The 13736-nt window shown below is 70.2% G+C and carries 18 protein-coding genes; 11 read left to right on the plus strand and 7 right to left on the minus strand.

The features are described from left to right. Positions 1-147 precede the first annotated feature (147 nt). On the minus strand, positions 148-918 hold the full coding sequence (locus EDF28_RS13115; protein WP_123292081.1) for a winged helix-turn-helix domain-containing protein: 771 nt from the start codon (positions 916-918) through the stop codon (positions 148-150). A 497-nt stretch (positions 919-1415) separates the two neighbouring features. After that, complete coding sequence (gene upp, locus EDF28_RS13120; protein ID WP_111084293.1) at positions 1416-2051, minus strand: uracil phosphoribosyltransferase; 636 nt, start codon at positions 2049-2051, stop codon at positions 1416-1418. 76 nt (positions 2052-2127) lie between these two features. Here upp and EDF28_RS13125 point away from each other — a divergent pair, with 76 nt between their 5' ends. Then, positions 2128-2562: a nucleoside deaminase gene (locus tag EDF28_RS13125; RefSeq protein WP_123938773.1), complete on the plus strand. Its 435-nt coding sequence runs from the start codon at positions 2128-2130 to the stop codon at positions 2560-2562. On the opposite strand, the gene EDF28_RS13130 is transcribed toward EDF28_RS13125, so the two are convergent. Next, positions 2543-3499: a cation diffusion facilitator family transporter gene (locus EDF28_RS13130; protein ID WP_123292082.1), complete on the minus strand. Its 957-nt coding sequence runs from the start codon at positions 3497-3499 to the stop codon at positions 2543-2545. The genes EDF28_RS13125 and EDF28_RS13130 overlap by 20 nt on opposite strands. A 64-nt stretch (positions 3500-3563) precedes the next feature. Between EDF28_RS13130 and proC the strand changes: the two genes are divergently transcribed. After that, on the plus strand, positions 3564-4394 hold the full coding sequence (proC, locus tag EDF28_RS13135) for a pyrroline-5-carboxylate reductase (protein WP_123292083.1): 831 nt from the start codon (positions 3564-3566) through the stop codon (positions 4392-4394). Between the two features lie 12 nt (positions 4395-4406). On the opposite strand, the gene EDF28_RS13140 is transcribed toward proC, so the two are convergent. Further along, positions 4407-5072, minus strand: coding sequence for a TrkA family potassium uptake protein (locus EDF28_RS13140; protein ID WP_111084290.1), 666 nt, complete (start codon positions 5070-5072; stop codon positions 4407-4409). Positions 5073-5094: 22 nt separating this feature from the next. Further along, positions 5095-6528: a TrkH family potassium uptake protein gene (locus EDF28_RS13145; RefSeq protein ID WP_123938603.1), complete on the minus strand. Its 1434-nt coding sequence runs from the start codon at positions 6526-6528 to the stop codon at positions 5095-5097. A 74-nt stretch (positions 6529-6602) separates the two neighbouring features. On the opposite strand from EDF28_RS13145, the gene EDF28_RS13150 reads away from it, so the two are divergent. From EDF28_RS13150 to EDF28_RS13170, 5 genes are all read left to right on the plus strand, one after another. Continuing rightward, complete coding sequence (locus EDF28_RS13150; protein WP_123292085.1) at positions 6603-7118, plus strand: helix-turn-helix transcriptional regulator; 516 nt, start codon at positions 6603-6605, stop codon at positions 7116-7118. Positions 7119-7218: 100 nt separating this feature from the next. After that, positions 7219-7413, plus strand: coding sequence for a helix-turn-helix domain-containing protein (locus EDF28_RS13155; RefSeq protein ID WP_022902482.1), 195 nt, complete (start codon positions 7219-7221; stop codon positions 7411-7413). Positions 7414-7541: 128 nt separating this feature from the next. Beyond that, positions 7542-7640 carry a 30S ribosomal protein bS22 gene (locus EDF28_RS13160; protein WP_003792170.1) on the plus strand — a complete coding sequence of 33 codons (99 nt, stop codon included), beginning with the start codon at positions 7542-7544 and terminating at the stop codon, positions 7638-7640. Between the two features lie 84 nt (positions 7641-7724). Further along, on the plus strand, positions 7725-7979 hold the full coding sequence (locus tag EDF28_RS13165) for a glutaredoxin family protein (RefSeq protein WP_123338836.1): 255 nt from the start codon (positions 7725-7727) through the stop codon (positions 7977-7979). Beyond that, on the plus strand, positions 7976-8269 hold the full coding sequence (locus EDF28_RS13170) for a Dabb family protein (protein ID WP_123938604.1): 294 nt from the start codon (positions 7976-7978) through the stop codon (positions 8267-8269). Before EDF28_RS13165 ends, EDF28_RS13170 begins: the two co-directional genes overlap by 4 nt. Before the next feature lie 133 nt (positions 8270-8402). Here EDF28_RS13170 and aspS read toward each other — a convergent pair whose 3' ends face one another. After that, on the minus strand, positions 8403-9743 hold the full coding sequence (aspS, locus tag EDF28_RS13175; protein ID WP_123938605.1) for an aspartate--tRNA(Asn) ligase: 1341 nt from the start codon (positions 9741-9743) through the stop codon (positions 8403-8405). A 495-nt stretch (positions 9744-10238) separates the two neighbouring features. Between aspS and EDF28_RS13180 the strand changes: the two genes are divergently transcribed. Next, positions 10239-10463: a hypothetical protein gene (locus EDF28_RS13180; RefSeq protein ID WP_123938606.1), complete on the plus strand. Its 225-nt coding sequence runs from the start codon at positions 10239-10241 to the stop codon at positions 10461-10463. Here the strand turns inward: EDF28_RS13180 and EDF28_RS13185 are convergent. After that, a complete protein-coding gene (locus EDF28_RS13185) occupies positions 10440-10814 on the minus strand; it encodes a MerR family transcriptional regulator (protein ID WP_111084475.1) in 375 nt (124 codons plus the stop codon). The genes EDF28_RS13180 and EDF28_RS13185 overlap by 24 nt on opposite strands. A gap of 69 nt (positions 10815-10883) precedes the next feature. On the opposite strand from EDF28_RS13185, the gene EDF28_RS13190 reads away from it, so the two are divergent. From EDF28_RS13190 to EDF28_RS13200, 3 genes are all read left to right on the plus strand, one after another. Next, a complete protein-coding gene (locus tag EDF28_RS13190; RefSeq protein WP_123938607.1) occupies positions 10884-12374 on the plus strand; it encodes a SulP family inorganic anion transporter in 1491 nt (496 codons plus the stop codon). A 68-nt stretch (positions 12375-12442) separates the two neighbouring features. Beyond that, the gene (locus tag EDF28_RS13195; RefSeq protein ID WP_123938608.1) at positions 12443-13099 is read left to right on the plus strand and encodes a histidine phosphatase family protein; all 657 of its coding nucleotides are present in this window, start codon (positions 12443-12445) and stop codon (positions 13097-13099) included. Then, entirely contained in the window at positions 13096-13716 is a 621-nt protein-coding gene (locus EDF28_RS13200) for a TlpA disulfide reductase family protein (RefSeq protein ID WP_123339052.1), read from the plus strand. The genes EDF28_RS13195 and EDF28_RS13200 overlap by 4 nt, the downstream gene beginning before the upstream one ends. Positions 13717-13736 lie beyond the last annotated feature (20 nt).

The raw sequence follows: 13736 nt of genomic DNA on the forward strand, positions 1-13736 counted from the left end.
GCACCAAGAGTTTCCTGCAATCACATTCCGCAGGCGGTGCCACAGCAAACACCGTCTGCACGACCGACTGTATAACGAAGCGGTAACGGCGCGCTAGCCTCCCGCTGCGTCGTTCGCTGCGAGTTCACCAAGAGCGACCGATCAGGATCAGAAGAGGTCGGGCGAGGGCGTCGAGGCGTAGCGCACGGCCACGTCGGCGTGCCGGTCGAACCGGTAGCCCACACCGCGGACGGTGCGGACGATCTCCTCGAACGCGCCGAGCTTGGAGCGGAGCCGGCGCACGTGCACGTCGATGGTGCGCTCGTTCGGGGTCTCGTCCTCGCCGTCCGACCACAGGCCGTCGATGATGGCCGAGCGGTCCACGGTCTGGCCCTCGCGCAGCACCAGGAACTGCAGGAGTTCGAACTCCTTGTAGGTCAGGGGCGCTGCGTCGCCGTCGAGCGTGACGCGCTTGCGGGAGATGTCGATGACGACCCCGGTCTCCTCCGGCTCGGGCTTCTCGGCCTGCTTGCGGGCGGCGACCGCGGACCGGTCCTGCAGGGCCAGGCGGACGACGTCGACGTCACGGCCACCGGACTGCTCCGCGGCGACGGCGACGGCCGCGTAGGTCTCCGAGTTCGGCACCAGCTGCGCGGTCAGTGCCTTCAGCTGCTCGACGACGGCTGCGAGCGTCGTGCCGGCCGCTGCCGCCTTCGCCTCGTCGATCCCGACGTAGAGCGCGAAGCCACGGGCCTCGGTGCCCTCCGGCAGGGAGCGGTTGCGCTGCGGTGCGACGACCGGGCTGGTCGGCACGCTCGTCTGCCCGGTCGTGGCCGGCGTCGCGGGACGCGGACGGATCGGGGTGACCGTCCCGAGGTCGGTCGGCGCCGGAGCGGCGGTGCGGAGCGCGGTGCGGGGCTGGGCGATGGTGAGCGACATGGTGGTTCTCCGGGCGATGTGGCCGGTGCGCGTGTGGCGCTGGCGGCGGTGTCGAATGCGTCGACCCGGGTGCGGCTGGATGCCGATGTGCCCTGCGGTCCTGCTGCGGACCGGGGCGGACCCGGGGGAACGGGAGACAGACCTCGTGACGTGGTGCGCGTCGCCGACGGTGTCCGTCACCCGGGGATCACACGCTCGCGACCGGGGTGGTGTCGCGGGGGATCCGGCTGGAACGGGTGCCGATCAGGCACACATTCGACAACGCATGACGGCGACCGGCATCATCATGCCGGCAGTCCCCTGGACCTCGGAGAGGACGCGGGTGGACACGGTTGCAGTCATGGGATGAGTATCGGCGGTATACCAAGGTGGTGTCAACCGTCCGAGCAGACGGTGCGTTCCGCGCACCGGTGGCGGTGGACCGGGCTGACGGACGACGGGAGGCCCGTGGCGGTGTCGCCACGGGCCTCCCGTCGATCGTCGGTGACGTCGACTGCCTACTCGGCCAGACCGTAGAGGCGGTCGCCGGCGTCGCCGAGACCGGGCACGATGTAGCCGTTCTCGTCGAGCTTCTCGTCGAGGGCGCCGAGGACGATCGAGACGTTGCGGTCGCCGACGGCCTCTTCGACCATGGCGAGCCCCTCCGGCGCACCGAGGATGCACACGCAGGTGATCTCCTCGGCGCCGCGGGCGAACAGGAAGTCGATGGCAGCGGCGAGGGTCCCGCCGGTGGCCAGCATCGGGTCGAGCACGAAGCACTGACGGCCGGACAGGTCGTCGGGCAGGCGCTCGGCGTAGGTCTGCGGCTCGAGCGTCTCCTCGTTGCGGGCCATGCCGAGGAACCCGACCTCGGCCGTCGGCACGAGCTTGACCATGCCTTCGAGCATGCCGAGGCCGGCACGCAGGATCGGGACGACGAGCGGACGCGGCTTGGCGATCGAGACGCCCATGGTGTGCGCCACGGGGGTGTCGATGGGCGTCGCGGTGACCCGGACGTTCCGCGTGGCCTCGTACGCGAGGAGCGTGACGAGCTCTTCGGTCAGGGCGCGGAACGTGGGGGAGGGTGTGGTCCGGTCGCGGAGCACCGAGAGCTTGTGGGTGATGAGCGGGTGGTCGGCGACGTGGACTCGCATAGGGTCGAGCCTACCGTGCTGCCGACCACCTGGAGGTCCCGTGGAAGCGCCCGCTGCCCGCCCGTTCGTCCCGGCGATGGAGCGCGCGCTCGACGAGGCCCGGGCCTGCCTGGCGACCGGCGACGTGCCCGTGGGCGCGGTGGTGCTCGACCGCGACGGCGTCGTCGTCGCCGTCGGCCGGAACGAGCGCGAGGCGCTGCAGGACCCGACCGCCCACGCCGAGGTGCTCGCGCTCCGCGCGGCCGCCGCGGTCACGGGGGACTGGCACCTCGACGAGCACACGCTCGTCGTGACCCTCGAACCGTGCCCGATGTGCGCCGGGGCGATCCTGGCCGCACGCGTGCCGCGGGTCGTGTTCGGCGCCTGGGACCCGAAGGCGGGCGCGACCGGCAGCGTCTACGACATCGCCAGGGACCGTCGGCTGCCGCACCGCTCCGAGGTCGTCGGCGGCGTGCTCGAACGCGAGTGCGCCGCGCTGCTCGACGCGTTCTTCAGTCAGCGGCGAGGATGACGATCGCCTCGGTCGGCGGGCGCGGACCGGTGCGGAGCACGTCGGGCTCGACGTAGATGACCCGGGCGATCGGCACCGCGGAGCGCACCCGCTGCTCGACCGTGTCGATGCCCGCGGCGACGTCCCCCAGGCGGCGGTCGCCGTCGACGGCGACCTTCACGCCGACCATCAGCTCGTCCGGGCCCAGGTACAGGGTCTTGATGTGGATGATCGAGTCGACCTCCGGGCCGTCGAGCACCGCGTGCTTGATCCGCTCGACGTCGGCGGCGGTCGCGCCTTCCCCGACGAGGAGGCTCTTCGTCTCGATGCCCAGGACGACCGCGACGGCGATGAGCAGGGCGGCGATGAAGATCGTGCCGATCGCGTCGAAGACGCCGTTGCCGGTGATCGCGGTCAGCCCGACGCCGAAGAGTGCGAACACCAGGCCGAGCAGTGCCGCGGTGTCCTCGAGCATGACGACGGGCAGCTCCGGGGCCTTGGCGCGGCGGACGAACTGGACCCAGCTGAGCGTGCCCTTCTGCGGCCGGGCCTCCTTCAGCGCGGTGCGGAGCGAGAAGCCCTCGAGCCCGATCGCGATGACGAGCACGACGAGCGGCAGCCACCAGTTCTCGAGCGGGTGCGGGTGGGCGAGCTTCTCGATGCCCTCGTAGAGCGAGAAGACGCCGCCGACGGAGAACAGGATGATCGAGACGACGAAGGCGTAGACGTAGCGCTCGCGGCCGTAGCCGAACGGGTGCTCCTCGTCGGCGGCGCGGCGCGCCCGGCGACCACCGAGCAGCAGGAGGAGCTGGTTCGCGGAGTCGGCCAGGGAGTGCACGCCCTCGGCCAGCATCGACGCGGACCCGCTGATCGCCGCCGCGACGAACTTCACGATCGCGATGCCGACGTTCGCACCGAGTGCGGCGAGGATCGCCTTCGTGCCTCCTGAAGCGCTCACAGCTGTCCCCTTCTCCCGATCTGGAAGACGATCCTAGGCGAGGCCGGTCGGTAGGGTCGGGAGCATGACGATCGACCTGCCCCGTACGGCCCTGCTCGGCGTCGGCTCCATGTCCGGCTCGGTCCTCGACGGCCTGCTCGCCGCCGGACTCGACCCGGCGACCGTGACCCTCACGACGAAGTCCGAGGCGTCGGCGGCCGCCCATCGGGAGCGCGGGCTCGACGCCACCGCGAGCGACACCGACCCCGACGCGAACCGCTCGGCCGTCCGTGGCGCGGCACTCGTCGTCGTCGGTGTGAAGCCGTACGTGATCGCGGACCTGCTCGACGAGGTCGCCGCCGACCTGGAGCCCGGTGCGGTGCTGGTCAGCGTGGCGGTCGGCACCACCACCGCGAGCATGGAGGCGCGGGTGCCGGCCGGGGTCCGCGTCGTCCGGGCGCTGCCGAACACGCCGATCGGCGTCGGCCACGGCGTCACCGGGATCAGCGCCGGGGCATCGGCGGACGCCGAGGCCGTCGCGCTCGCGTCGTCGGTGTTCACGGCGTCAGGACGGGTGCTCGAGGTGCCCGAGGCGCAGCTCGACGCCCTGTCGGCGGTGTCCGGCTCGGGCCCGGCCTACGTCTTCCTGCTCGTCGAGGAGTGGCAGCGTGCCGCCGAGGCGCTGGGCTTCGCCCCCGAGCAGGCGGCCGCGATGGTGCAGGGCACGCTCCGGGGTGCCGTCGAGCTGCTCGACCGGTCGGATCGCGGACCCGCAGACCTGCGGCGTGCCGTCACGAGCCCGAAGGGCACCACCGAGCGGGCCGTCGCGGTGCTGCAGGACGCCGACCTCGCCGACACGTTCCTGCGCGCGTCGCGCGCGGCGATCGCTCGTGCGGAGGAGATCGCGGCGTCGTAGCCGCGTCCGGGACTACTCGTAGGCGGCGAAGCGCTCCAGGTCCGTCTCGGACCCCGAGACGATGATCACGTCGTTCTCGCCGATGATGCTCTCCGGGGTCGCCGGCACGAACGGGCTGCCCGGCGGCTTGATGCCGAGCACCGTCAGGCCGAACCGCGTGCGGATCACCGTGGTCGCGAGGTCCTTGCCGCGCACCGCCCGCGGCGGGAACATCTTCACCACCGCGAAGTCGTCGTCGAACTCGATGAAGTCGAGCATGCGCCCGGACACCAGGTGCGCCGTGCGCTCGCCGGCCTCGCGCTCCGGGTAGACGACGTGGTTCGCGCCGATGCGGGACAGGATCGTGCCGTGCGACCGGCTGATGGCCTTCGCCCAGATCTGCGGGATGCCGAGGTCGACCAGGTTCGCGGTGATCAGCACGCTCGACTCCAGGTCGCTGCCCGTGCCGACGACCGCGATCGCGAAGTCCTGCGCACCGATCTGGCGCAGGGCGTCGATGTCGGTCGCATCGGCCTGCACGGCGTGCGTGACCCGGTCCGACCACTTCTGCACCAGGCCCGGGTCGGTGTCGACGACCAGCACCTCGCGGTCCTGCCGTTCGAGCTGACCTGCGGTGGCGGCGCCGAACCGGCCGAGGCCGATGACGAGCACGGGTGCGTCGTGACTGATCGCACCCATCGGGTGCGGGGGACGGGTTCGGTCAGCCAACGATCGGCCTCTCCTCGGGACGGCGGAACAGTTGCCGGCTCTGACTCGCGGCCAGGGCTGCGGCGATGGTCACTGTACCGACCCGACCGAGGAACATGGTGGCGGCCAGGACGTACTTGCCGGACTCCGGCAGGTTCGCGGAGACACCCGAGGACAGCCCACTGGTGGAGAACGCCGAGATCACCTCGAACAGGACACGGTCGAGCGAATCGTCCGTGATCTGCAGGAGCACCACGGTCGCGACGGCCACGATCGTCGCCCCCCAGAGCACGATGGCGACCGCGACCCGCAGCACGTCGCTCGGGATGCGGCGGCCGAACGCCTCCATGCTCTGCCGGCCCCGGGCCTCGGCGACCGCGGCGAGGAACAGCACGGCGAGCGTCGTGACCTTGATGCCGCCGGCGGTCGAGGCCGACCCGCCGCCGATGAACATGAGCATGTCGGTGACGAGCAGGCTCGAGCCGTTCAGCTGGTCGAAGTCGACGAGCGAGAAGCCACCGGACCGGGTCATCGTCGACAGGAAGAGGGCCTGGAACGCAGTCCGGCCGGCCCCTTCCTCGCCGAAGGTCGTCGGGTTCGACGCCTCGAGCGCGGTGTAGACGATCGCACCGCCGATGAGCAGGACGGCGCTCGTGGCCAGCGTGAGCTTGACGTGGATGGGCCAGCGGCGCGGCGTGCGGAGCTGCTTCGTCAGGGTGCGGATGACCGGGAAGCCGATCGACCCCGCGACGACACCGATCATCAGGAGCGTCAGGAACCAGTAGTCGTGGGCGAACGGGTCGAGGCCGTCCGCGTTCGGTGAGAAGCCGGTGTTCGTGAACGCCATGGCGGCGTAGTAGAAGGAGTCGCCGACCGCGGTCCAGAACGGGATGCCGGCGATCAGCACGGACGGCAGCAGCAGCAGGCCGAGGACGATCTCGATCGACAGGGTGCTCACCGCGACCGTGGCGAGCAGGGTGCCGACCTCGCCGAGGCGGACGGCCTGCCCCTCGGGGACCGCCCCGTGGTGGGTGCGGAGCGGGTTCGAGTCGCCCGCGGCCATCAGCTTCGCGCGGAGCCCGAGCTTGCGGGTCACGAAGAGCCCGAGGATCGACGCGAAGGTCAGGACGCCCACCGCACCGATCTGCGTCCCGATCACCACGAGGACCTTGCCGAACACCGACCAGTGCGTGGCCATGTCGACGGTCGCGAGGCCCGTGACGCAGACCACCGACGCCGCCGTGAACAGCGCGTCGGAGAAGTGCGTGCCGGTCCCGTCGGCTGCCGCCCACGGGGTCATGAACAGCGATGTGAACACGAAGATGAGGGCGACGAACACCAGGATCGCCAGACGTGACGGCGACGAGCGCAGGACCGTCGCGATCCGTCCGCCGCGTCGTCGGGTGACGGTCACGTGCCGCGGGAGCGGCTCGGTACGGTCGAGCATCGTATGCCTCCGAGGACATGGGCCGGGACGGTTCGTCATGGTACATCCGTGGTGCCCCGGCTAGCCTTGCCCGCATGGCCGACATCTTCTCCGTCGTGGCGGACCCCACGAGGCGCGAGCTGCTCGGGACCCTCCTCGCCGCGTACGGATCGGACGTCACCGGCGGGGAACTCAGCGTCGGGCAACTGGTCGAACGACTGGGCGTCAGCCAGCCGACGGTGTCGAAGCACCTCCGGGTCCTGCGCGACATCGGACTCGTCACCAGCCGCGAAGAAGGGCAGCACCGCTTCTACCGGCTCGACCCGGAACCGCTCGTGTCGCTGGAGGACTGGGTCCTGCCGTTCACCGGCGCGGTCGACGCCGACGGCATGCCCGCGACCACGGCCTGGACCCCCGACGGTCAGCCCGTGTCCGTCCGCCGCAACGGTGCTGCCGGCAAGACCACCGTCGAGGTCGGGACCGAGCTCGGGCGTGTCATGGCCGAGGCGTCCTACCGGGCCACCGCGGCGATCTCCGGTGCGCAGCAGGGCTGGGAGCGTGTCGTCGACCGCAGCCGCAAGCGCTTCACCCGCCGCGGCGACGAAGACTGAGCCTGGACACTGGGTCGCACGCGCCTCTACAGTTGCCAGTGACCACACAGGTCACACCAAACCCGTGCGCGGATCGCGTGCGAGCCACCGAAGGCGGATCATGACCGGCAGTTTCGACGACGTGCGCTTCCTCACCGTCGCTGAGGTCGCCGAGATGATGCGTGTCTCGAAGATGACCGTGTACCGCATGGTCCACGCCGGTGAGCTCCCCGCCATCCGTTTCGGCCGGTCCTTCCGTGTCCCCGAGTCAGCCGTCGCCGACGTGTTGCGCGGCGGCATCGCAGACGTCGGCTGAGCGCACACCCGTCCGTTCCGGGCGCGTTCGACATCGCGTCAGCCCTCCGGTAGACTCGGCCGGGTTGATTTTCCGCGGTCTCGACGGCCCGGTGTCCGATACATCAGCACAGTCCGAGCGAGGTCCACATGGGTTCTGTCATCAAGAAGCGTCGCAAGCGCATGGCGAAGAAGAAGCACCGCAAGCTGCTTCGCAAGACGCGCCACCAGCGTCGCAACAAGAAGTAGGCCCCGAGCCTGCAGCGTCAAGCCCCGGTTCGCCGGGGCTTTCGCATTCCCCAGGGGACGCGGACAGCGGGCTACGCTGGAGCCATGCCCGCAGTGACGTTCCTGACGAAGCCCGGATGCCACCTCTGCGACGATGCACGGCCCGTGGTCGAACGCGTCGTCGCCGAACACCCCGGCGTCACCCTGCAGGAACGCTCGATCCTCGACGACGACGCCCTCCGCCAGGAGTACGCGGAGGACATCCCCGTCGTGCTGGTCGACGGGCGCGTCCACAGCAACTGGCACGTCGACGCCGACCGGCTCGCACGTGCCCTCGAGAAGGCTGGTTCCCCCGCATGATCTCCCACGTCGTCGCCTGGACCCTGCGCGAAGACCTCGACCGCGCCGCGGCCATCGCCCGGATCCGTGAACTCCTGACCGGCCTGACCGGCACCATCGGGTCGATCCGTTCGCTCGAGGTCGTCGAGAACGTCGCCTACCCGGAGAAGAACAGCGACGTCGCCGTCGTCGCGTCGTTCGACGACCTCGCCGGACTCGACGAGTACCAGGTGCACCCGGACCACCAGGCTGCCGCAGCCGAGATCCGTGGACTGGTCACGGGGCGGGCTGCCATCGACTGGCAGAGCTGAGCCGGGCCTCCCGTCCCGCCCCCGGTGCTGCGTGCGCTGCGGCGCTTCGTGAGCAGAAATGGTCGCCTCCCGCATCGGGAGGCGACCATTCCTGTTCACCATGTGCGCTCGCGCGCGGCGCCGCGCGACGTGACTACGGGGTCAGGCGCGTCGGTCCACGGAAGAGGTACGTGACCTCGCGGATGGACGGCTCACCCAACATGAGCATGAGCACGCGCGCAAGGCCCATGCCGAACCCACCGTGCGGCGGCACGCCGTAGCGGAAGAAGTCGAGGTACCAGCCGAGCTCCTCGGGGTCGAGGCCCTTCTCGACGGCCTGCGCCTCGAGCACGTCGACGCGGTGCTCGCGCTGCGCGCCCGTGGAGATCTCCGCGCCGTTGAAGATGAGGTCGTAGCTGTTCGTGAGCGACGGGTCGCCCGGCTTGCGCATGTGGTAGTACGGCCGGATCGAGGCGTCGTACTCGGTGACGAACACGAACTCCGAACCGTGGTGCTCCTTCGCCCAGGCGGCAACGCGGCGCTCACCCTCGGGGTCCAGGTCGCCGTCGGCGCGGACGACGTCGTGGCCGCTGTCGGCCACGATCTTCCGGGCCTCGGCCAGGGTCACGCGGGGGAACGGCGTCGCGGGGACCTGCAGCTCGAAGCCGAAGACCTCCTCGATGTCCTTGCCGTACTTCTCCTTGACCGCGGTGATGCCGGCGACCAGGACTTCTTCGTGCATCGCCATGACGTCTTCGTGGGACTCGATCCACGAGAACTCGGCGTCGACGCTCGTGAACTCGGTCGCGTGGCGGCTCGTGAAGGAGGGGTCCGCGCGGAACGCGTCGGCGATCTCGAACACGGCGCCGAAGCCGGCCGGCTGGGCCATCTGCTTGAAGTTCTGCGGCGACTGCGCCAGGTAGGCGGTCGTCTCGAAGTACTCGAGCTGGAAGAGCTCGGCGCGCGACTCGGACGCCGACGCCATCAGCTTCGGGGTGTGGATCTCGATGTAGTCGCGGTCCACCCAGTAGGTGCGGAACGCGTGCTCCATGGTCGTCTGGATGCGGAAGATGAGGTTCTGCTTGCGGTTGCGCAGATCGAGGAAGCGCCAGTCGAGCCGCTTGTCGAGCGACGAGTCGTCGGCGATCGGGGTCTCCGGGATCGCGGCGCTCACCACCTCGAGCGTGCCGACCTTGACCTCGAGCCCGCCGAGCTTGACGCGCTCGTCGTGCTTCAGGGTGCCGGTGGCGTGGATGAAGGTGCCGTGGGCGAGGGCCGAGATCTCGGTGGTGGTGGCGAGCGCGGCCTGGGCGGCGTCGTCACCGTCCTCGGCCTCGCGCGTGGCGGGGTTCACGAGCTGGACGGCGCCGGATTCGTCGCGGAGGACGACGAACTGCACCTTCTTCTGGTCTCGGACGGTCTCGACCCATCCGGCCACGGAGACGGGGCCGTCGGGGAGGGCAGCGAGGTCGGCGATGCGGGTGCGTTCGATCACGGTGGTCGAGTCTAACCGTCTGCGTCCGGCGGCGTCGGTCCGCAGGGTGTTCCCCTCCACAGGGCGGCTCGCTTCCGGCGTCGTCCACAGGTCGGACCGGGAGGCCCGTGGGGCGTCGAGTGGGTCCGTAGCGTTCTCGACGTGGCCGGGTCGCGAGACGAGAGGGGGACCGGGTGGGGACGGGGACGGGGGAGCTCGCGACCTGGCCGCCTGCGGCGGTCGCGACGATCGTCGCGTCGTTGTTGGCGCTCGGAGGCACCACGACGGCGACGGTCTGGTCGTTCATGCGGTGGCGGCGAGAGCACCGTGCGATCGAGCGAGCGTACGTCTGGCAACAGGTTGTCTGGGCAGCGGAGATGGTGTCGTCCGACGACGTCGGCAAGGCCGAGATCGGACGGATGGTCGCGGGCGCGATGTACGACATGCAGATTCATGGACGGGTCGACGATCCAGGTGTGAGTGTCCTGGTACGAACACTCGGAGAAGAGGAACGCGATGCAACGCATGTTCATGCACATGACCGGTGAGGAACGCCGGCGTGCGCAGGTCCGGCTCAACCAGGTCATCCTCGACGCGTACCCGAAGCGGAAGGCGCGGAAGATGATCGCCATGTTCGAGCGGGTGGAGGCACGTCTGGAGTACTCCCCGGAAGAAGCAGCCGAGGCTGAGCGGCGATGGCTCGCGCGGTACGAGCGCTCAGGGGAGCGAAGCGCGGAGTGACCCCAGGGTGCCGATGAACTCCTCGGCCATGCCGGCGCGCTCGACGAGCTTGGCGTGCCGGGCCCGGGCATCGTCGAGGTACTCGTCGAGGCGTGCAGCCAGCGCGGGCTCGTCGTCGGGGTCCTTCGCCGCCAGCGCATCGACGACCCGCAGCAGGTCCGCCATCTCGTCGAGCGTGAACCCGAGTGGCTTCATGCGGCGGATCACGAGCAGCCGGTCCAGGTCCTGCGCGGTGTAGACCCGGAACCCGCCCGTGGTGCGGCCGCTCGGCACGAGCAGCCCGACCTCGTCGTAGTGGCGGATCGTCCGCAGGGACATGCCGGCACGGTCCGCCAGCTCGCCGATGTGCATCGTGTCCGGGGTGTCGGTGGTGCTCACGGTGCACAACTCTACCCTCACGTGAGGGTAGAGTTCCGATCGATGTCCGTGATCACACACGCGCCGGCGGCCCCGAGCGTCCTCACCGCCCTCCGCTCACCCCGCATGCTCACCCGCGAGGTCCTCGCCGGTGTCGTCACCGCGCTCGCGCTCATCCCCGAGGCGATCTCGTTCTCCGTCGTCGCCGGGGTCGACCCCGCGGTGGGCCTGTTCTCGAGCGTCATCATCGCGGTCGTCATCTCGATCGTCGGCGGCCGTCCGGCGATGGTGTCCGCCGCGGCCGGTTCGGTGGCCCTGGTCATCGCGCCGCTCGTCCGCGAACACGGCATCGAGTACCTCGTGCCCGCGATCGTCCTCGGCGGCGTGTTCCAGCTCGTGCTCGGGTTCCTCGGGGTCGCGCGCCTGATGCGCTTCATCCCGCGCAGCGTCAACGTGGCGTTCGTCAACGCGTTGGCCATCCTCATCTTCACCGCGCAGCTGCCCAACCTGCTCGGCCCCGACGTCCCGTTCGTCGTCTGGCCGCTCACCGCCCTCGGCATCGCGATCATCGTCGGCTTCCCGTTCCTGACCAAGGCGGTCCCCGCGCCGCTCATCGCGGTCGTCGTGATCACCGGCATCACCATGCTCTTCAGCGTCGTCGTCCCCACGGTCGGCGACGAGGGCGAACTGCCCACCGCACTGCCCGGGTTCAACGGCATCGTCACCCCCTTCTCCTTCGAGACGCTGCAGATCGTCGCGCCGTACGCGTTCGGCGTCGCGATCGTCGGCCTCATCGAGACCCTGTTGACCGCGCAGCTCGTCGACTCCATCACCGAGACCGGCTCGAGCAAGTGGCGGGAGTCCTGGGGGCAGGGCGTCGCCAACATCGCGTCGGCGTTCTTCGGCGGGACGGGTGGTTGCGCGATGATCGGCCAGACGGTCATCAACGTGAAGACCGCGGGCGCACGGACCCGGATCTCGACCTTCGTCGCCGGTGCTTCCGTACTCGTCCTGACGATCGTGCTGCACGACCTCGTGGCCGAGATCCCGATGGCCGCGCTGACCGCCGTGATGCTCATGGTGTGCGTGGCGACCTTCGACTGGCACAGCATCCGTCCGCGCACCCTGCGGCGGATGCCCCTCGGGGAGACCGCCGTCATGCTCATCACCGTCGTGGTGGTCGTCGTGACCGAGAACCTCGCGACCGGCGTGCTCGTCGGGGTCGTCGTCGCAGCACTGGTCTTCGCTCGCCGGGCGGCCCACGTCGTCACCGTCGTCCGCGAGCCGGTCGACGAGCACACCGTGCGGTACCGGGTGCGCGGCGCCCTGTTCTTCGCGTCGTCGAACGACCTCGTCACGCGGTTCTCCTACGCCGAGGACCCGGAGCACGTGGTCATCGACATGTCCGACGCGCACGTCTTCGACGCCTCGACGGTCGCGGCACTGGACGGCGTCGAGCAGCGGTTCGCCAAGCACGGGTCCACGGTCGAGGTCGTGGGCCTCAACACCGGGTCGGTGGCCATCCACGGGCGGTTGTCGGGCGAGCTCGGCTGAGCGCTTCCGCATCCGGTGAATCGGCTGTGGGGCCGGTGAGCACCGGTGGGCGACCTACACTGGAACCCATGCCCGCCACCCGAATCCACCTCGTCCGGCACGGTGAGGTGCACAACCCCGACCGCGTCCTGTACGGGCGGCTCCCGGGCTTCGGACTGAGCGACCTCGGCAAGCAGATGGCCCTCGCCTCGGCGACCGCGTGGAAGGACGCCGGTGTCGACGTGCGCCGGATCGTCGCCTCGCCGCTGCAGCGCACGCAGGAGTCCGCGGCGCCGTGGTCGGCCGCGTACGGGCTCGACGTCACGCTGGACGAGCGCCTGATCGAGCCGACGAACCGGTACGAGGGGCAGCCCCCGGGCTTCACGAAGCGTTCGCTCGGCCGTCCGGCGGAGTGGCCCTGGATCGCGAACCCGTTCCGGCCGAGCTGGGGCGAGGCGTACGAGTCGATCGCGAACCGCATGCTCGCCGCGATGACCACGGCGTGGGAGAGCGTGGGCGGCGGCGACGTCGTCCTGGTCAGCCACCAGCTGCCGATCTGGACGGTCCACCGGAAGCTCGCGGGGGAGTCGCTCTGGCACGACCCACGCAAGCGCCGCTGCGACCTGTCGAGCATCACGACCGTCGAACGGGTGCCCGCCACGTCGACCGGTCGGTTCACCGAGGTCGGGTACACGGATCCCGCGCAGGAGCTGCGCGCGACCGCCATCGACGAAGGAGCAGTGTGAGCGTCATCAGCAAGCGGTTCGCGGTCCTCGCAGCGACGGCGGTCGCCGCGGCGCTCGTCCTGTCCGGGTGCTCGTCGGACAACGGTGGCCTCGCCAAGCAGTACGGCAACGGCACCACCCAGAACTACATCTCCGGCGACGGCGCGGTGACCGAGGTCACCGCCGACAAGCGGTCCGACGCGGTCGACTTCGAGGCGAAGGACTCCGACGGCGACACCGTCTCGTCGAAGGACCTCAAGGGCAAGGTCGTCGTCCTGAACTTCTGGTACGCGAGCTGCCCGCCGTGCCGCGCCGAGGCGAAGTACCTCAACGAGGTGCACGAGTCCTACGCCGGTGCCGACGACGTCGCGTTCATCGGCGTCAACGTCCGCGACGAGGCAGCGACCGCAGCCGCCTTCGAGCGCACCTTCGGCGTCGACTACCCGACGGTCCTCGACCAGAAGACCGGCACGATGCAGCTCGCTCTGTCCGGTCAGATCGCCCCGAACGCCGTGCCGGCCACGATCGTCCTCGACACCAAGGGCCGCGTGGCTGCCCGGGTGCTCGGCGCCGTCGACGGCACGAGCATCCTGAAGACCCTGATCAGCGACGAAGTCGACGCCGGCAAGGCCTCCTGACCCGTGGCCTCCAACCCCTT

This window comes from Curtobacterium sp. PhB137, from assembly GCF_003814955.1.
In the GTDB taxonomy this organism is placed as follows: Bacteria; Actinomycetota; Actinomycetes; order Actinomycetales; family Microbacteriaceae; genus Curtobacterium.